At 60.6% G+C, this 16477-nt stretch carries 18 protein-coding genes; 16 read left to right on the forward strand and 2 right to left on the reverse strand.

What is annotated here, in order from left to right; translation table 11 throughout:
• Positions 1 to 105: 105 nt before the first annotated feature.
• A complete protein-coding gene (hflX, locus tag HMPREF3160_RS07575) occupies positions 106 to 1908 on the forward strand; it encodes a GTPase HflX (RefSeq protein ID WP_083285543.1) in 1803 nt (600 codons plus the stop codon).
• Positions 1905 to 4007 carry an ATP-dependent DNA helicase gene (locus tag HMPREF3160_RS07580; protein WP_070507831.1) on the forward strand — a complete coding sequence of 701 codons (2103 nt, stop codon included), beginning with the start codon at positions 1905 to 1907 and terminating at the stop codon, positions 4005 to 4007. Before hflX ends, HMPREF3160_RS07580 begins: the two co-directional genes overlap by 4 nt.
• Positions 4008 to 4078: 71 nt before the next feature.
• Here the strand turns inward: HMPREF3160_RS07580 and lexA are convergent, their stop codons facing one another.
• Complete coding sequence (gene lexA / locus HMPREF3160_RS07585; RefSeq protein ID WP_070490731.1) at positions 4079 to 4915, reverse strand: transcriptional repressor LexA; 837 nt, start codon at positions 4913 to 4915, stop codon at positions 4079 to 4081.
• A gap of 233 nt (positions 4916 to 5148) precedes the next feature.
• Between lexA and HMPREF3160_RS07590 the strand changes: the two genes are divergently transcribed.
• The 8 genes from HMPREF3160_RS07590 (at position 5149) to HMPREF3160_RS07625 (ending at position 11631) form a co-directional block, all read left to right on the forward strand.
• The gene (locus HMPREF3160_RS07590; protein WP_083285544.1) at positions 5149 to 5559 is read left to right on the forward strand and encodes a LysM peptidoglycan-binding domain-containing protein; all 411 of its coding nucleotides are present in this window, start codon (positions 5149 to 5151) and stop codon (positions 5557 to 5559) included.
• Positions 5560 to 5638: 79 nt separating this feature from the next.
• On the forward strand, positions 5639 to 6745 hold the full coding sequence (locus HMPREF3160_RS07595; protein ID WP_070507833.1) for a histidinol-phosphate transaminase: 1107 nt from the start codon (positions 5639 to 5641) through the stop codon (positions 6743 to 6745).
• 163 nt (positions 6746 to 6908) lie between these two features.
• On the forward strand, positions 6909 to 7529 hold the full coding sequence (gene hisB, locus HMPREF3160_RS07600; RefSeq protein WP_070507835.1) for an imidazoleglycerol-phosphate dehydratase HisB: 621 nt from the start codon (positions 6909 to 6911) through the stop codon (positions 7527 to 7529).
• Entirely contained in the window at positions 7526 to 8170 is a 645-nt protein-coding gene (gene hisH / locus HMPREF3160_RS07605) for an imidazole glycerol phosphate synthase subunit HisH (RefSeq protein ID WP_070507837.1), read from the forward strand. Before hisB ends, hisH begins: the two co-directional genes overlap by 4 nt.
• Complete coding sequence (locus tag HMPREF3160_RS07610; RefSeq protein WP_035756994.1) at positions 8170 to 8421, forward strand: hypothetical protein; 252 nt, start codon at positions 8170 to 8172, stop codon at positions 8419 to 8421. The genes hisH and HMPREF3160_RS07610 overlap by 1 nt, the downstream gene beginning before the upstream one ends.
• 79 nt (positions 8422 to 8500) lie before the next feature.
• Positions 8501 to 9286, forward strand: coding sequence for a bifunctional 1-(5-phosphoribosyl)-5-((5-phosphoribosylamino)methylideneamino)imidazole-4-carboxamide isomerase/phosphoribosylanthranilate isomerase PriA (gene priA / locus HMPREF3160_RS07615; RefSeq protein ID WP_070507839.1), 786 nt, complete (start codon positions 8501 to 8503; stop codon positions 9284 to 9286).
• A gap of 53 nt (positions 9287 to 9339) precedes the next feature.
• Complete coding sequence (locus tag HMPREF3160_RS07620; RefSeq protein WP_083285545.1) at positions 9340 to 10308, forward strand: SseB family protein; 969 nt, start codon at positions 9340 to 9342, stop codon at positions 10306 to 10308.
• 3 nt (positions 10309 to 10311) lie between these two features.
• Positions 10312 to 11631, forward strand: coding sequence for an MFS transporter (locus HMPREF3160_RS07625; RefSeq protein ID WP_083285546.1), 1320 nt, complete (start codon positions 10312 to 10314; stop codon positions 11629 to 11631).
• A gap of 98 nt (positions 11632 to 11729) precedes the next feature.
• On the opposite strand, the gene HMPREF3160_RS07630 is transcribed toward HMPREF3160_RS07625, so the two are convergent.
• Positions 11730 to 12119, reverse strand: coding sequence for a DUF1844 domain-containing protein (locus HMPREF3160_RS07630; protein ID WP_035756996.1), 390 nt, complete (start codon positions 12117 to 12119; stop codon positions 11730 to 11732).
• 426 nt (positions 12120 to 12545) lie between these two features.
• Between HMPREF3160_RS07630 and infC the strand changes: the two genes are divergently transcribed.
• From infC to HMPREF3160_RS07660, 6 genes are all read left to right on the forward strand, one after another.
• A complete protein-coding gene (infC, locus tag HMPREF3160_RS07635; RefSeq protein WP_035756999.1) occupies positions 12546 to 13184 on the forward strand; it encodes a translation initiation factor IF-3 in 639 nt (212 codons plus the stop codon).
• Between the two features lie 212 nt (positions 13185 to 13396).
• Positions 13397 to 13591, forward strand: coding sequence for a 50S ribosomal protein L35 (gene rpmI / locus HMPREF3160_RS07640; protein ID WP_035757002.1), 195 nt, complete (start codon positions 13397 to 13399; stop codon positions 13589 to 13591).
• A 110-nt stretch (positions 13592 to 13701) separates the two neighbouring features.
• Positions 13702 to 14082, forward strand: a complete 381-nt coding sequence (gene rplT, locus HMPREF3160_RS07645; protein WP_035757005.1) for a 50S ribosomal protein L20 — start codon at positions 13702 to 13704, stop codon at positions 14080 to 14082.
• A gap of 153 nt (positions 14083 to 14235) precedes the next feature.
• Positions 14236 to 15093, forward strand: coding sequence for a TrmH family RNA methyltransferase (locus tag HMPREF3160_RS07650; protein ID WP_035757008.1), 858 nt, complete (start codon positions 14236 to 14238; stop codon positions 15091 to 15093).
• 88 nt (positions 15094 to 15181) lie between these two features.
• The gene (locus HMPREF3160_RS07655) at positions 15182 to 15685 is read left to right on the forward strand and encodes an NUDIX domain-containing protein (protein ID WP_070507841.1); all 504 of its coding nucleotides are present in this window, start codon (positions 15182 to 15184) and stop codon (positions 15683 to 15685) included.
• Positions 15686 to 15948: 263 nt separating this feature from the next.
• A partial coding sequence (locus tag HMPREF3160_RS07660; protein ID WP_176744719.1) for a hypothetical protein occupies positions 15949 to 16477 on the forward strand: 529 nt, incomplete at its 3' end.

Genomic DNA, 16477 nt, shown 5'->3' on the forward strand with positions numbered 1-16477 from the left:
ACGGCAGGGTCGCGACGATACCGGCGCTACGGTCTAGCTGAGCCCGCTACAGCTTAGAATGGTGGGGAGCCCGCAGGCCGCGGGACCACGCAATGTCAGGAGACCATGACCGAGCACCGCAACACCGACCCCCACCCGCCTTCACAGCAGCGGCCTTCACAGTATCAACCTTCACGCGAGGGAACTCCGCACAAGAGCACACTGGAGCACGAACGCGAGATCCAAGCGACGATCCAGCGGATCCTCGCCGCTGACCGTGAACGTGAGATTCTTGCGGGGCGTCGCGATGCCGAGAAAAGCAACGCTGCACCAGCAGGGACTGAAGCGCTCCACACTGAGGAAGGCGCAGGGAACCACGCGGCGGATGAACACGCGGAGGATGAAGCAGGGGAGCCGGGTGGACCTCGGCAACGTGGCTCTTTCTTGCAGTTCGGTCAGGCTCAAGCACTCGATACAGGCCAGGCTGAACATTCGCGTTTCGATGGTCTGCAGCAAGACCTTGAGGAACGCCGCGCTACTCGCCGCGTCCAGGGCCTCTCGACAGAACTTGAAGACATTTCCGAGGTCGAATACCGTCAGCTTCGCCTCGAGCGCGTCGTGTTGGCCGGTCTGTGGTCAGACGGCACCGCGGAACAAGCTGAAAACTCGCTCCGTGAGCTCGCGGCGCTCGCCGAAACCGCTGGCTCGGAGGTCCTAGACGGCGTGATCCAGCGCCGCGTGAAGCCAGACCCGGGAACGTATTTCGGTTCGGGTAAGGCAACCGAGTTGCGTGACATTGTGACGGCGGTCGGCGCGGACACCGTGATCGTGGACAGCGAGCTCGCGCCCTCTCAACGCCGTGGCCTCGAAGACGTCATCAAGGTCAAGGTCATCGACCGTACCGCTCTGATCCTGGATATTTTCGCCCAGCACGCTAAGTCCCGCGAAGGTAAAGCCCAAGTCGAGTTGGCTCAGCTCGAATACCTCTTGCCGCGGCTTCGCGGCTGGGGTGAATCGATGTCGCGGCAGGCCGGCGGCCAGGTCGCCGGTGGTGCCGGGATTGGTTCGCGTGGCCCGGGTGAAACGAAGATCGAGCTGGATCGCCGCCGCATTCGCAACCGCATGGCCAAGCTGCGCCGCGAGATCAAAGCGATGAAGCCGGCACGCGAAGCCAAGCGCGCCAACCGTAAGCGTCACTCGGTGCCGTCTGTGGCCATCGTCGGGTACACCAACGCCGGCAAGTCCTCGCTACTCAACCGGCTCACCGACGCCGGGGTCCTGGTGGAGAACGCTCTGTTCGCTACCCTGGACCCGACTGTGCGTTCAGCGCAGACCCCTGACGGCATCGGCTACACCCTCACAGACACGGTCGGTTTCGTGCGCAACCTGCCAACCCACCTTGTGGAGGCGTTCCGTTCAACCTTGGAAGAAGCCGCGGATGCCGACGTGCTGCTTCACGTGGTCGATGCCTCCCACCCGGACCCGATATCGCAGATCCAAGCGGTGCACGAGGTGCTCGCGGACATTGAGGCGGACTGCCCTGAGCTCATCGTGCTGAACAAGGCGGACCTCGCTGACGCGCATACGCTGGCTCAGTTGCGCCGCAACCATCCTGACCACGTTGTGGTCTCTGCCCGCACGGGCCAGGGCATCGACGAGCTCAAAGAAAAGATCTCGCGCACTATCCCGCGCCCGCACACCGAAGTGCGCGCCTTGATCCCATACACCGAAGGCGACCTGGTGGCGCGCCTGCACGGTCAGGACGCCGAGCTGCTCGAGCTTGAACACGTCGAAGACGGGACACGGATCCACGCGCTAGTCCGCCCCGATCTCGTTGATGCGCTTGCACCGTACGCGCGGACTAACGATGCGCAAGCCCACACGGCCGATGAAGCCCAGGCCGAGGCGTCCGAAGAGGCGAACGAATGAGCCAGGACGTTTCGGCTGGGTCCGAGCGAGAAAGCACCGCTGCATCTGAAACGGATGTCGCATCGGAGGCTTCAACTGAGTCGGGTGAGCCCGCCGTTGAAGAGGTTGAGCGTCTGCTGACCACGGCGGTGGACAAGATGGGTGGGCAGCGCCGCGATGGTCAGCATGAGATGGCGCATGCGGTTGCGCACGCTCTGTCCACGGGTACGCACCTGCTGGTGCAGGCCGGGACCGGCACGGGTAAGTCGATGGCGTACTTGATTCCTGCGATCCGGCACGCGATCGAGGCGGATAAACCTGTAGTGGTTGCCACCGCAACGTTGGCGTTGCAGTCCCAGGTTGTGGGGCGCGATGTTCCGCGGCTTCTGAAGGCTCTGGAAGATGAACTTCCGCGGCCGGTGGACGTCACCCTGCTCAAGGGGCGGAACAACTATGCCTGCAAATATAAGCTCTCTGGCGGGTATCCGGAGGATGAGGACGCGGGCTCGCTTTTCGATGCGTCCCTGGCAGACCCGAATGCGGCCGAGGACGGCCCGACTTCGCCTTTGGGCCAGGAGATCATGCGCATCCGGAAGTGGGCTGAAGAGAGCGAGACAGGGGACCGGGATGAGCTGATCCCTTCGGTTTCGGATAGGGCGTGGCGGCAGGCTTCGGTGTCCTCGCTTGAATGTCTGGGCACCCAGCATTGCCCTATGGCGGAGGAATGTTTCACGGAGCGTGCCCGTGCGTTGGCCGCTGAGTCCGATGTGGTGGTCACTAACCACGCGATGCTCGCTTTTTCTGCGTTTGAGCAGCTACCGGTTTTACCGGATTTCGATGTTGTGATTGTGGATGAGGCCCACGAGCTGCAGGACCGGGTCACGAACACGTACACGCGCCCGCTCACCCACACCGCGATCACACACGCGGCTCAGGGAGCTAAGAAGCACCTCAAGGTTGCGTCGAAGGCGTTATCTGATGCCGCTAAGGCTTTTGAGAAGTCTGTCACGAACATCCCGACAGGTCTTCAGCCGCGCGGATTGACCGAGGCTCAACGTGCCGCTGTGATGCAGGTTTTCGAATCAGCGAAGGTCGTGATGGCGGATTCCAAACGCGAGGCTGGCGATGCGGCTCCGGATGGCGCCTGGCAGTCCGCGCGTTCCGCGGTGGCTCAGGTTGTTGAGCTGGCTGAACGTTTGTTGAACGCTGGTCAGGGCGACGAGGTTGTGTGGGCGGCCCGGCCCGGCAGCTTCGAGCCGGGGCGCGGCTATGTGGTTCCGGATGATTCTGAACCGGCGTCTTTGATGGTTGCCCCGTTGTCTGTTGCGATGCAGATGCGGGATGGCTTGTTCGCGGACCGGACCGTGGTTTTGACCTCGGCCACGCTTGCTGTGGGTGAAGCCTTCGAGCCGGTTGCTGGCGGTTTAGGGTTGATGGGGCCGGAGGCTCCTAAGTGGGATTCGGTTGATGTTGGTTCGCCGTTCGAATACGAGAAGCAGGGCGTGCTGTATGTGGCTCAGCATCTCCCGCCGCCAGGCCGCGGAGTCTCTGAAGCAGCTATCGATGAGCTTGGGGACTTGATCAAGGCCTCTGGCGGTGCGGCGTTGGCGCTGTTTTCTTCACGCCGAGCCGCTGAGGACGCCGCCGCTGCGTGCCGTGAACGTCTGGATGTGCCGATTTTGGTGCAGGGCGAGGCGTCAATGACGGAGCTGGTGCGGGAGTTCTCAGCTGATGAGCAGACTTGTCTGTTCGGGACGATGACGCTGTGGCAGGGCGTGGATGTTCCGGGGCGGCATTGCCGTTTGGTGGTGATTGATCGGATCCCGTTCCCGCGCCCTGACGATCCTTTGATGACCGCTAGGACCCGTGACGTGAATGAGCACGGCGGGAATGGGTTCATGTCTGTTTCGGCGCATCACGCGGCGATCCGTTTGGCGCAGGGTGTGGGCCGTCTGATCCGTTCCACAGAGGACAGGGGAGTGGCCGCGATTCTGGATTCTCGGATGGCTACCCGCCGCTATGGTGCATATCTTCGCAGCGCGCTACCACCGTTGTGGACCACAACTGACCGGAATACAGTTCTCGGCGCTTTGGGACGCCTGCGCGAAGCCAATAAGTAACGCGGCAGTAACGAAGATGGCGCGGCGATACGGGCCCTGCGCTTAGAGGGGTTGCCTGAGCGGCTCTGCGCTTAGAGGGAGCGCAACACGGATACGACGCGTCCCATGATCTGTGCGTGGTCGCCCAGGATGGGTTCGTATTGGGAGTTCTGAGGCAGTAACCACGTGTGTCCGTCGCGTTGCCGGAAGGTCTTCACGGTGGCTTCGTCATCCAGCAGTGCTGCGACGATCTCGCCGTTCTGTGCGGTGTTTTGGCGACGGACCACAACCCAGTCACCATCGCAGATCGCGGCGTCGATCATCGAGTCTCCAGAGACTTTGAGCATGAACAGTTCGCCGTGCCCTACAAGCTGACGTGGCAGGGTCACGACGTCTTCAACGTGTTGTTCAGCAAGGATCGGTCCACCTGCCGCGATACGGCCGACGAGTGGGATCTCAGCCGAGTCCTCACCGCCGCGAGCCTTGAACTGCGTGATGTTAGCCGAGTCTGTGATGTTGGAGGATTGTGCGGTGCTGGCGGAGTCTGTGGTGTTTGGGAGTTTGGCTGCACCGGGCATTGGTGTGACCTCCGCTAGGCCGGCGCCTGTCGCTGCTCCGAGTGCGGCCGCACTAGCTGTGGTGGAGTCCTTCTGGGTCACGTCCAGGGTGGACGGATAGAGAACCTCGAGCGCGCGGGGGAGTTTGGGGTCGCGGCGAATCCAACCGAGCTTGTTGAGCTGCTGCAGTTGGTGTGTCACCGAAGACAGCGATTTCAACCCGACTGCGTCACCGATCTCACGCATCGTGGGCGGATACCCCTGATTCTCTAAGAAAGACTCGATGCACTTCAGCACAGAGCGTTGCCGCGAAGTCAGCGGTTTCGAAGGGCGTGCGGGCTGGGTGTCCATCGACGGTGTATCGGTGCTCATTCGTTTCCCATCCTTCGTTTCCCATCCCTGGTTCGCTACCCATGCCCATCAAAGTGTCAGGGGGTTGTTCTTGACTGTAATGACAGTCCACATCGGTAGTTACAGCCTATATGGATTCGCCGCATATTCAAAGATATGTACGAAGACCGTTGAGTCGATTCGAAGATGTGTGCTAGAAATGTATCGAAGAGATGTTCGAATGTATGTTCTGTTCGATGTCGGAAGGAATGGTCATGGTGGACACCGTTGTCATGTCGAATACTGCTGAACGCACCGTCAATTCAGATGAGCGCACTCTCAACACTGCTCATGGCGAGCACGCATCACGTCAACGTATCCGTTTGACTTCACGGGGGCGGTTTGTGTTCTTCGGCCTGCCGACTATGGCTTTGGTCGTTGGCGTGTTTTTGATGCTCTCGGCCTTGCTTCAGCCTGCTCAGGCAACCACGGGTGAGCCGGTGACCGCGCAGGGGGATCGCTTGGTTGAGGTCACCGTTGCGCATGGAGATACCTTGTGGGAGCTAGCTGAGCACTATGCACCTGAACGCGATGTCCGCGACACGGTGGCTCTGATCCAAAAGCACAACTCTTTTGATGGAGCGCTCGTTCCGGGGCAGAAGCTCGTTGTCCCGGTCAGCTACTAACCCGTCCACAGCGTGAGTGGGTGCGCAATAGGGCGACCCTAATTCGAGACGCCACTTAGCCGATCCCTAGACTTGAACCATGTCTCAGGATGCTATGCAACGGCTCAACCAACTTCCACTTAGGGATAACCTTCGTGGGCTCTCCCCGTACGGCGCCCCACAGATCGACGTTCCGGTACAGCTGAACGTCAACGAAAACACTCACCCGCTGCCGCAAGAGGTGATCGATGAGATCGCCGCATCCGTACGCGAGGCCGCACACAGCCTCAACCGCTACCCAGATCGGGAATTCACGGCGCTACGCACCGCACTCGCCGAGTACCTCGGCCGCGGGCTCACCCCAGAAAACGTGTGGGCTGCTAACGGCTCCAACGAAGTACTGCAACAGATCCTGCAAGCCTTCGGCGGTCCAGGCCGAACCCTGTTGAGCTTCCCGCCCACCTATTCGATGTACCCGCTGTTGGCGTCTGGAACAGACACCACATACATTCCCGGCCACCGCGCAGAGGACTACAGTCTCAGCGCGGAATCCGCGGCAGAACAAGTCCGCACACACAAACCGAACATCGTGTTCCTGTGCTCGCCCAATAACCCGACCGGGACCGGGCTCGAACTCGACGTCGTGCGCGCCGTCTATGAGGCCGGCGAAGAGTTCCAGACCATCGTCGTCGTTGACGAGGCCTACGCCGAATTCGCGCACGACCCAGACTCGACCGCCCTCACTCTGCTTGACGGCAGGCAACGGTTGATCGTCTCCCGAACCATGTCCAAAGCGTTCGGGCTCGCCGGCGCACGGCTCGGTTACCTAGCGGCCGCACCGGAAATATCAGACGCCCTACGTCTCGTGCGCCTTCCGTATCACCTCTCCGCCGTAACCCAAGCCACCGCGCTCGCAGCCCTCAAACACACCGACGCGTTGCTAGCCAACGTCGAGGCGATCAAAGAGCAACGCGACCGGATCGTGACCGAGCTCAGAAGTATGGGGCTCACACCAACAGTTTCTGACTCAAACTTCGTCACCTTCGGCGACTTCGAAGACCCCAACGCAGTCTTCGAATACCTGCTGGAAGGCGGAGTCATCATCCGCAACAACGGGCTACCAGGCAAGCTACGTGTCACCGCAGGAACCGAAGAGGAAACCACAACGTTCCTGAGCCTGATGCGCCAATACATGGAACGCGCCTAACACGCGGCAAGCGGCCGGCTCATCAGGACGCCGCAACAGCACCCTCCCTATAGAACCATCTAAAGAGGGCCCTCCTTAGAGAACCCTCATAGAATGAGGGCAGAACAATCCCACGCAGATGCGTAGACGCGCATCTGCGCATCACATGAAGAAAGCGAGCACCATGAGCGCCCAGCTGATCGGTACCCGTGAAGCCACCATGGAACGGATCACCTCCGAATCCACCGTCAAGGTCACCATCAAACTCGATGGGACCGGTCAAGCGGACATCTCCACAACAGTTCCGTTCTACGATCACATGTTGACCTCGCTGGCGCGCCACTCGCTCATGGACATCACCATCGCAGCGCATGGGGACACAGACATCGATGTCCATCACACTGTCGAAGACACCGCGATCACACTCGGCGAGGTATTCAAAACAGCGCTTGGTGACAAGCGCGGCATCACCCGCTTTGGGCAGGCAACCATCCCACTGGATGAGGCCCTTGCGCGCTGCATCGTGGATCTCTCCGGCCGCCCTTACGTGGTCCACGAAGGCGAACCCGAAGGCCAGCAGTCCCCCCTCATCGGCGGGCACTTCACCGGTTCGATGACCCGCCACGTCTTCGAATCCTTCGCCTACCACGCAGGCATCTGCCTGCACATCGACGTTCTGCGTGGCCGCGACCCTCACCACATCGTGGAATGCCAGTTCAAGGCTCTAGCGCGAGCACTGCGTGAAGCCATCGAACCAGACGAGCGGATGGGGAACACGATCCCGTCCACTAAGGGAGCGCTATGACCCAGGGCCGCCGGTCGCGTATCGCGGTTGTCGATCACGGCGCGGGTAACGTTCACTCGGTTCTGCGCGCCTTCAAACACGTGGGCGCTGATGTCTCGTTGACCGCGGACAGCGATCAGTTACGTACCGCCGATGGCGTGGTGCTGCCCGGTGTCGGTGCGTTCGCCAGCGTCATGGCGGCACTCAAGAAGGGCTCGATGCTGCGTCATCTCGGCTACCGGATCGCGGGTGGGAAACCCGTTCTGGGGATCTGTGTGGGCCACCAAGTGCTGTTCACTGAAAGCACGGAGGGCGGCGGCAGGACAGCGGGCCTGGACGAATGGCCTGGCGTGGTTGAGCGGCTCACAGCCGATGTGGTTCCGCACATGGGTTGGAACAGCGTGACTCCGCCGCAAGACACGCAGCTGTTCCGCGGCATCGAAGACGAACGTTTCTACTTTGTCCACTCCTACGCTGTACAGAGCTGGGATTTCGACGTCGTCCAGCCGCTCATGAAACCGCCGATGGTCACGTGGTCGGATCACGGTGGCCCGTTCATCGCGGCAGTTGAGAACGGACCGTTGAGTTCGGTTCAGTTCCACCCGGAGAAATCTGGCGAGCCCGGCGCCCAGTTGATTAAGAATTGGATGGAGACGCTCTGATGCCCTCACCGATTGTGTTGATGATCCTGGGCGGGTTGCTGGTTGGCGGCACGTATTCGCTCGCTCAACAGGGTGTTAAGCGGGTGTGGGTCATCGTGTGTGGCGCGCTGGCTCTCATGTTTTTGATTGCGGCGTGGGCCGTTGCGCAGAAAGGCCCGGACACGGACGATAAAGGCAACGAGGACGCCGTGAGGGAGGGGCAAGCGATCCATGTGGTCGCTGAGTTCCCGCCACCTGCCACCACGGTTTGAACCTTTCTTCCGAGATCATCGCTTCGCTTCTTCCTAGTTTTCACTTCTTGAGCTGTTGAGAGAGACCAGAGAAAACCCCATGACTGATCACAAAGCAACTGCGCACACGCCAACCGAGCACCCATTAACCGAGCGCCGGGAACTTGTTTTGTTCCCTGCGGTGGACATCGTCAACGGGCAGGCGGTGCGCCTGACCCAAGGGGAAGCCGGCACCGAAACAGATCACGGCGACCCGTTCGATGCGGCTTTGCGCTGGCAAGAGGCCGGCGCGGACTGGATCCACGTGGTTGACTTGGATGCCGCTTTCTCGCGCGGGGATAACCGTCCAGTGCTCAAACGCATCGCGACCGAGCTGGATCTCAAGGTTGAGCTTTCCGGCGGTATTCGAGACGATGCGTCACTGGATCGCGCACTCGAATGGGGTGCAGCACGGGTCAACATCGGCACCGCGGCACTAGAGAATCCGGAATGGACCGCCAAAGCCATCGAACGGGTAGGTGAGGCGATCGCGGTAGGCCTCGACGTGCGTGGCACCACGCTCTCTGGCCACGGCTGGACCAAAGACGGCGGGGACCTGTGGGATGTGCTCGCTCGCCTCGATGATGCCGGCTGCGCCCGCTACGTCGTCACTGATGTGACCCGTGATGGAACCATGACCGGCCCCAATACCGAACTGCTCGCCGACATCGCGAAACACACTGACAAGCCGCTGATCGCATCCGGCGGCATGTCCACCCTCGATGACCTACGCGCCCTACGTGCGATGGTTGGTAAAGGCGTAGAAGGCGCGATCATTGGCCGCGCACTCTATAACGGTGCATTCACCCTCGAAGACGCGCTCGCCGTCGCACGCGGCGAGAAGTGAACAGAAACGAGAAGTACGTAGAGGCGAGAAATAAACCGAGCTGAGAGGCAAACATGGCCAATAACTCCGCCGAACATAACCTAGCCCAGGACAACCCTGCCCACAACAAGCCCGCCACGGCTGAAAACCCCACCGAGCCCAACCCGGCCGCAGCTAACCCAGCGCCGGGTTCGAAGGCTTTGCCGGCGCACATCCAGCAGGCTTTGCTTGCGGGCGCTGGTGGCGCATCGGACACCGCGGGCCAGTCCTGGGAGGGCCGGGACCTATCGGGTGAGGGCAATCCTCTGCACCAGTTTGACGGCGATGACGGCTTGCCGAATGAGGCGTTGCAGGAAGCCCTTGATGCTTTGAAAGCCGGTTATGGCCCGGAGGACGATGTGGTTGAGGCTTTGGCTGATGCGCGCGTCTTTGTCCCGATTGTGGCTCAGACTGGCCACACGGAGATCGGAGAGCATGGTCATTTGGTGGAGAAGGAAGCGGATATGGCGTTGGTCATGATCGCTGCTCCTGATGGCCGGACGGCTTTGCCTGTGTTTTCTTCGGTGGATCGCTTGACTGATTGGCATCCGGAGGCTCGTCCGGTTGCGGTGTATGCTCCGCGTGCCGCGTTGTCTGCGGTGGATGAGGGTGCGCAGTTGTTGGTTTTGGATCCTGGTGCGAATGTCACGTTCGTGGTGCGGCGCCCGGCGGTGTGGGCTTTGGCTCAGCAGCGGGTGTGGTTGCCGAGCTATCGTGATGATTCGCTTGCGGCTCCGTTGCAGGAGGCGGTTTCTCATGTCGATGGTGTGGGTGCGTTGATTTTGGGTCCGGCGGATGGGATCGCGTCGCGGGCCGGGGATGGGACTGTGATGCGTGGCGGCGGTCACGGCCCTGAGTTGGCGGTGACTGTAGTGGTGAATAACACGGTTACAGATCAGGATGTCTCGCGTATAGTTTCTGAGGTTCGCACTGCTGTTGAGGGTACTCAAGAGGTGCAGGAGAAAGCTGATTCGTTGACCATTAGGGTCGCGCAAGGGGGATAACGCATGACCCAGGCGGGTGTTGGGGAGCCGAGTGGTGTTTTCCAGCGTTATGCACGGGTTCTGAGGCGCCCGCATGTGCCAACTCTTTTGTTGGTTGGTGTTTTTGGTCGTTTGCCGCATTCGGCGGCCGCGATTTTGTTGACGTTGCATGTCCGTAACGGCCTGCAGATGGATTTCGCTTCGGCTGGTCTGGTCACGGCGATGCTCACGATTGGTGTAGCGATCGGTTCGCCGTGGCGCGGCCGGATCGTGGATATCAAGGGTGTTCGTCGCGCGGTTTTGCCGTCGATCGTGGTTGAGGCGTGCGCGTTCGGTGCCGCGCCTTTTGTGAATTATCAGGTCCTGTTGCCGCTCATGTTTGTGGCGGGCCTGTTTTCGTTGCCGGTTTTCACGGTGGTGCGGCAGTCGATGGGGGTTGTGGTTCGCGGGCCTGATCGCACTACGGCGTTCGCTCTGGATTCGATGACCACTGAGTTGGTGTTTGTGATTGCGCCGGGCGGTATTAGTGTTCTTGCTACGGCGATTTCGACGACGGCTTCGCTGCTTTTGGTGGGCGCGCTGGTGGTGTTCGCTGGCGTGATTTTGATGGTCACGAACCCGCCGACGCGTTCTTCGCAGTTGCCGTCTGCTCCGCGGGAGGCGGTCGATGATTTGGCGGCTCCTTCGCACCCTAAGGATGCTTCGTCGGTTCCTGCGATCACGGGTGCGATCCCTGTGGTTCCGTTGCCGCAGCCTCAGCCTCGGAAGCGTCGTTTCATGCCGTGGCTGAGTATTTCGGCGGCTGCGATGATGGTCATGGCGTTGGGCGCTGGTATGGCGCTTGCGGGTACTGAGGTCGCGTTGGTGGGCTTCAACGAGACCCTGGGGGGCGGCGGTGACACGCTGTGGGTCATGTACGGCGTGTGGTGTTTCGGTTCGCTCGTGGGCGGGTTCGTGTATGGCGCGTTGTCCCGTAAGTTCGATCCGTTCGCGATCATCATTGTTTTGGGTCTCACGCTGGTTCCGGTCGCGTTTTCGTTGACGTTGGCGTTGATTTCGATCGCGCTTTTTGTGTCTGGTTTCTTTATTGCTCCGTTGATGACGGCGGCCTCGGAGCGGTTGACGGAGGCTGTCCCGGAGCGTAACCGCGGCCAGGCGATGGGGTTGTATGGTTCGGCGATGACTGCGGGCACGGCGGCTGGTACACCGTTGGTGGGCGTCATGTTGGATGTGGGCGGCCCGACCGTTGCGATCTGTGCGTTGGCTGGCGTCGCTGTGGCTACCGGTGTTGTTGCGATGGTGTTGCGCCAGATTCGCCGCAGTCGTCGCCGTCGCGCGGCTTAGCTGTTAAGTGACGTAACCCATAATCGACGACGTGGGGCGGGCTTCCGTTGGGAAACTCATCCCACGTCGCCGGGTGGTCTATGGCGTTGTGGTGTGTTCTAGCTGACGGGGCCGGTCCATTTCTCGCCGGGGCCTTGGCCTGGCTTGTCTGGGATCATGGAGGCTTCGCGGAATGCGAGCTGGAGGGAGCGCAGGCCGTCACGGATCGGGGCGGCATGCTGCGAGCCGATCTCTGGGGCGCCCGCTGTCACAAGGCCTGCGAGTGCCGTGATGAGTTTGCGGGCTTCGTCGAGGTCTTTGAGATCTTCGGCGTCAGGGCCGTCGGCGAGCCCGACCTTGACGGCGGCGGCAGACATGAGGTGGACCGCGGTGGTTGTGATGACCTCGACTGCGGGAACTTCTGCGATGTCACGCAGTTGCTGCTGGGCGTCTGCATACTCGGAGTCCGAGAAGCTGTGTACGTGCTGATTCGAATTCTGATCGCTCATAATGCTAAGCTTGTCACAGACCGTCCTGCTTGTTCATGGTTTATGCCGTAAATGTGGCGTTCATCGCTGAAGCCAACTGCTGCGGCGATAGCGAGAATCATTGGTGGCTTGAATCATTGACAGTGCGGATGCGCGCGCCGAGTAAGAATCTGCTCGGTGTGCGTGTTTGGCTTGAGAGCAGGAATTCAAAGCGGAGGTTTCCCACCCGCGATCGCCTCAGGGCGGCCGGGTCAGGTCTAGCAAGTAGCACGCTGGATGCTACGCAGTTTCGATTGCGTGGTGGGTGTTGCTTGCTGGTATCTGAGCCCCCGTGTTGAACCCGGGGGCTTTTTTCGTAGGCCTCCCGTGAACGTCGACCACACCATCGCATGAAGGAGCACTAACATCAGCGACCCACGCATCAACGATCGAATCCGCGTCCCAGAGGTGCGGTTGGTCGGGCCTAACGGTGAACAGGTGGGGATCGTCCGTATTGAGGACGCCCTGCGCCTGGCGGTTGAAGCAGATCTCGACTTGGTTGAGGTTGCGCCGAACGCTCGTCCACCTGTGTGCAAGCTGATGGACTTCGGCAAGTACAAGTACGAAGCTGCGGTCAAGGCTCGTGAAGCTCGCAAGAAGCAGACGAACGCGTCCCTCAAGGAGGTTCGTTTCCGTCTGAAGATTGACACTCACGACTATGAGACGAAGGTGCGTAACGCGCATCGTTTCTTGTCTTCGGGTGACAAGGTTAAGGCGATGATTCAGTTCCGCGGCCGTGAACAGCAGCGTCCTGAGTTCGGTGTGAAGTTGCTTCAGCAGTTCGCTGAGGATGTGGCCGATGTGGGTGTGATTGAGTCGCAGCCGCGCCAGGATGGTCGAAACATGGTTATGGTCGTTGGCCCGCTCAAGAGCAAGGCTGAAAGCCGTAAGGCTCAGCAGGAGAAAGCTCCTCGCCGCCAGCGCCGTCAGCAGCGTTTGGATACGTCCGCTCCACAGGACGCTTCCGGCCAGACGGTTGCGGCATCGGCTCCTGAAGCTATGCGCCGCATGGCGCAGGCCTCCAAAGACCAAGCCAAAGAGGGCTGATACCGGCGTCCACGCCAGGTAAGTCCACACATATAGATAGTTTTCCTCCTCCGTTCCACTTGAGGATGAGCATCATCTGGGGATCCCTTCCGTTGGAGAATCAACGGCGAGTGGGGGAGGAGCCCAGCGGGCGCCCGCGGCACAGTGTGTGCGGGTAGCTGCACCCGATGACCCAGGGGTCATGCGGGAAGACGTACAAGGAGAAGGCTCTCATGCCGAAGTTCAAGACCCACTCTGGGGCTAAGAAGCGTTTCAAGCTCACCGGTTCTGGCAAGATCCGCCGTCAGCGCGCAAACCGCCGCCACTACCTCGAGCACAAGTCCTCGCGTTTGACTCGTCGCCTGAAGGGCGATGTGGTTGTGGCTAAGGCTGATCAGCGCACCATCCGCCGCATGCTGGGCCTCTAAACCCACGCTGGCGTGTACGTGCGCTAGAGCGCACAACTATTTGAGACCTTCGAAACTTTTCTAGTTGCATCGTGATGGTGTGGCTGGACCCCACATGTTAGGAGACACACGTGGCACGTGTGAAGCGGGCAGTTAACGCCCAGAAGAAGCGTCGCGTCGTTCTGGAACGCGCATCTGGTTACCGCGGTCAGCGTTCGCGGCTCTACCGTAAGGCTAAGGAGCAGCTGCTCCACTCGTTCGTATACAACTACAACGACCGTCGTAAGCGTAAGGGTGACTTCCGTCGCCTCTGGATCCAGCGCATCAACGCTGCGGCTCGCGCTAACGGCATGACCTACAACCGTTTCATGCAGGGCCTCAAGCTGGCTGGCATCGAAGTTGACCGCCGTATGCTCGCCGAGCTGGCTGTGTCTGACGCTCACGCGTTCTCGGTTCTGGTGGAGACCGCTAAGAAGGCTCTGCCAGCCGACGTGAACGCACCGCGCGCATAACTGAAGCTGTGACGCCGCTATAGCCATCGTTGTGACACTGCGAATGTGACACGGCGGCGTGATGCAGGGGGTTCCGACTCGTACGGGTCGGAACCCCCAGTGCTTTAATGCGTGCGTTGCGGTCGCGTTGCCACAAGATGGGAGGATGAATGTATGGAGATCATGGATAATCCGCGTGCAGACCGAGTCCGGGCGGCCGCGCACTTAGGGAAGGCCGCGGGCCGGAAGAAGTCGGGGGAGTTCCTGGTTGAGGGGCCGCAGGCTGTACGGGAAGCGATTGCCCAACATCGAACCCAGCGCGGCCTTGTGCGCGAGGTATTCGTTACTGAGCAGCGGATGGAACGTGAACCTGAGCTCGCCCAGGTCGCCGATGCACGGGTCAACGTTGTGACTGAGCGCGTCCTGGCCGCGATCGCGGACACGCAGTCCCCGCAGGGGGTTGTTGCCCGTTGCCGCATTCCGCACGTGAGCTTGAAACAAGCGCTGACGCCGAAGACGAGCCTGGTCGCGGTGCTGGGCCGGGTCCAGGACCCGGGTAATGCTGGCACCATCATCCGTGCGGCTGACGCCGCGGGTGCGGACGCGGTGGTTGCGCTGAAGGGCAGCGTGGATGTTTTCTCGCCTAAAGTGGTCCGGTCCACGGTAGGTTCGTTGTTCCATGTTCCGGTTGTCACGGGTATTGAGCTTGATGAGCTGACCGAGCACTTGACTCGGTGCGGGATCGTTTTGCTGGCGGCTGACGGCGGCGGGGATCACGATTTGACGGTGCTTGAAGACGATGCGGCCGCCCGCCGGCACGGCGTGACCGTCAAGGGCTCGATGAAGCGGCCGTCCCTGACGACAGCGACCGCGTGGCTGTTCGGTAATGAAGGCCAGGGGATCTCGGAAGCGGAACGGGCGGCATCCTTCGCTACCGTCTCGATCCCTCTCTATGGGCAAGCGGAATCGCTGAATGTTTCGACGGCGGCAACCTTGTGCCTCTACGCCTCGGCACGTGCTCAACGCAGCTGAAGACTCGTGCTCAACGCAGCTGAAAGCTCGATGACAGGGTGCGGAGAAGGATCGCGGTGAACATGACAAGCCGAAAAGAGGGAGTGCAGTGAACGCACAGAACGGTGCCGTAGGTAGCGCTGGCCAGGTGGTGGGGCTCGCGGTTGTGGATGCTCTCGTGGACGCTCGGTGGGTGCTGGCAGCGCAACGGGCGTATCCGGAATCCTTGCGGGGACTGTGGGAGTTCCCGGGCGGGAAGGTCCAGGAGGGGGAGGGACCGCTGGAGGCGCTTGAGCGTGAGATTTCCGAAGAGCTTGGCTACGTGTTCAGGGCTGGCCAGGAGGTCGTCCCACCCGCGGGACATGCAGGCTGGCCGTTGGATAACGGGATGACGATGCGCGTCTGGACCGGGGTCCTGTTAGACGCCGATGGGGGTGTGCTGAAGCCTGCCGACCTCACAACGGGCACGCAACCTGCGGGGAAGGATCACCTCGAGTTGCGGTGGCTGATCCTGGATCAGAACACGGAAGAAGCGGTCGAGTGGATCCCGGCCGATAAGCCGATTGTTAGAGCGCTCGTTGAAACCATGGGCTGCATGCCGACCTTCTGCTGAGCCAGTTCCGGTGAGTCGTGTCCTCTTGAGTATGAGCCGAGCCTATTGAGCATCTGTGTGTTGGGTGCAGGCATACGCCAGTAGGGGGACTTCCACTCGATTCGACGTCATCCTGCCGGGGGATCTGCTGCAATGTGCCTTCTGTGAACATGGAGGCATCTACGAGGCTATAAGCCTTCCCTCTAGGGCCGTTTCAGGTTGCAGACGCTGAGATATGCAGCTCTGCAACCTTCGGCCTTGGCCATCGAGTGAAGCAGGAGATCATGAAGTTCACTAAGTCTTTGAGTGCAGTGACCGCAGTACTTTTCGCTGGTTCTTTAGCGTTGACCGGCTGCTCTACGGAGGGGGCTGAGAAAACGCAGGAGAAGCCGACGTCTAATAAGTTCATATACCACGTTGACGTGGAAGCTCCAGACGGTGCGAAGAAACCCCTTGTCGCGAACGTTAGAACCAAGCTTGAGGCCACGGACGAGACCCTCGAGAGAATGGGTAAGGAGCATGGGATAGAGAATATGGACGCTAAACGCACAATTGAAGGTGGTGATGAAGAGATGATTAAGGTCCTCGATTTAAGTGAGGATCAGGTCCGGTCCACTTCAGAGTCCCACAACGTGGCCGTCACTGAAGTGGACCGACTCTCGATGGACAAACTCTACAAAATGTTGAGGATCAAGGCTTCCCATACCGATAAGGGAACATACCTGCTGGAGATTCTTCCAGCGACTCTGGCGCCCATTGAAGAAGATAACCTGACGACAGAGGTGAACGTGACCCTGCCGGAGCCGATCGAGA

The organism is Arthrobacter sp. HMSC06H05, from assembly GCF_001807395.1.
In the GTDB taxonomy this organism is placed as follows: Bacteria; Actinomycetota; Actinomycetes; order Actinomycetales; family Micrococcaceae; genus Pseudoglutamicibacter; species Pseudoglutamicibacter albus.

Excerpts from the sequence above, each read along its gene's own strand:
- hisH (WP_070507837.1), top strand. The coding sequence starts at position 7,526 with ATGACCCAGGGCCGCCGGTCGCGTATCGCGGTTGTCGATCACGGCGCG.
- hisB (WP_070507835.1), top strand. The coding sequence starts at position 6,909 with ATGAGCGCCCAGCTGATCGGTACCCGTGAAGCCACCATGGAACGGATC.
- rpmI (WP_035757002.1), top strand. The coding sequence starts at position 13,397 with ATGCCGAAGTTCAAGACCCACTCTGGGGCTAAGAAGCGTTTCAAGCTC.
- HMPREF3160_RS07590 (WP_083285544.1), top strand. The coding sequence starts at position 5,149 with ATGGTGGACACCGTTGTCATGTCGAATACTGCTGAACGCACCGTCAAT.
- priA (WP_070507839.1), top strand. The coding sequence starts at position 8,501 with ATGACTGATCACAAAGCAACTGCGCACACGCCAACCGAGCACCCATTA.
- hflX (WP_083285543.1), top strand. The coding sequence starts at position 106 with ATGACCGAGCACCGCAACACCGACCCCCACCCGCCTTCACAGCAGCGG.
- lexA (WP_070490731.1), bottom strand. The coding sequence starts at position 4,915 with ATGAGCACCGATACACCGTCGATGGACACCCAGCCCGCACGCCCTTCG.
- HMPREF3160_RS07610 (WP_035756994.1), top strand. The coding sequence starts at position 8,170 with ATGCCCTCACCGATTGTGTTGATGATCCTGGGCGGGTTGCTGGTTGGC.
- HMPREF3160_RS07625 (WP_083285546.1), top strand. The coding sequence starts at position 10,312 with ATGACCCAGGCGGGTGTTGGGGAGCCGAGTGGTGTTTTCCAGCGTTAT.
- HMPREF3160_RS07595 (WP_070507833.1), top strand. The coding sequence starts at position 5,639 with ATGTCTCAGGATGCTATGCAACGGCTCAACCAACTTCCACTTAGGGAT.
- HMPREF3160_RS07620 (WP_083285545.1), top strand. The coding sequence starts at position 9,340 with ATGGCCAATAACTCCGCCGAACATAACCTAGCCCAGGACAACCCTGCC.
- HMPREF3160_RS07650 (WP_035757008.1), top strand. The coding sequence starts at position 14,236 with ATGGAGATCATGGATAATCCGCGTGCAGACCGAGTCCGGGCGGCCGCG.
- HMPREF3160_RS07580 (WP_070507831.1), top strand. The coding sequence starts at position 1,905 with ATGAGCCAGGACGTTTCGGCTGGGTCCGAGCGAGAAAGCACCGCTGCA.
- HMPREF3160_RS07630 (WP_035756996.1), bottom strand. The coding sequence starts at position 12,119 with ATGAGCGATCAGAATTCGAATCAGCACGTACACAGCTTCTCGGACTCC.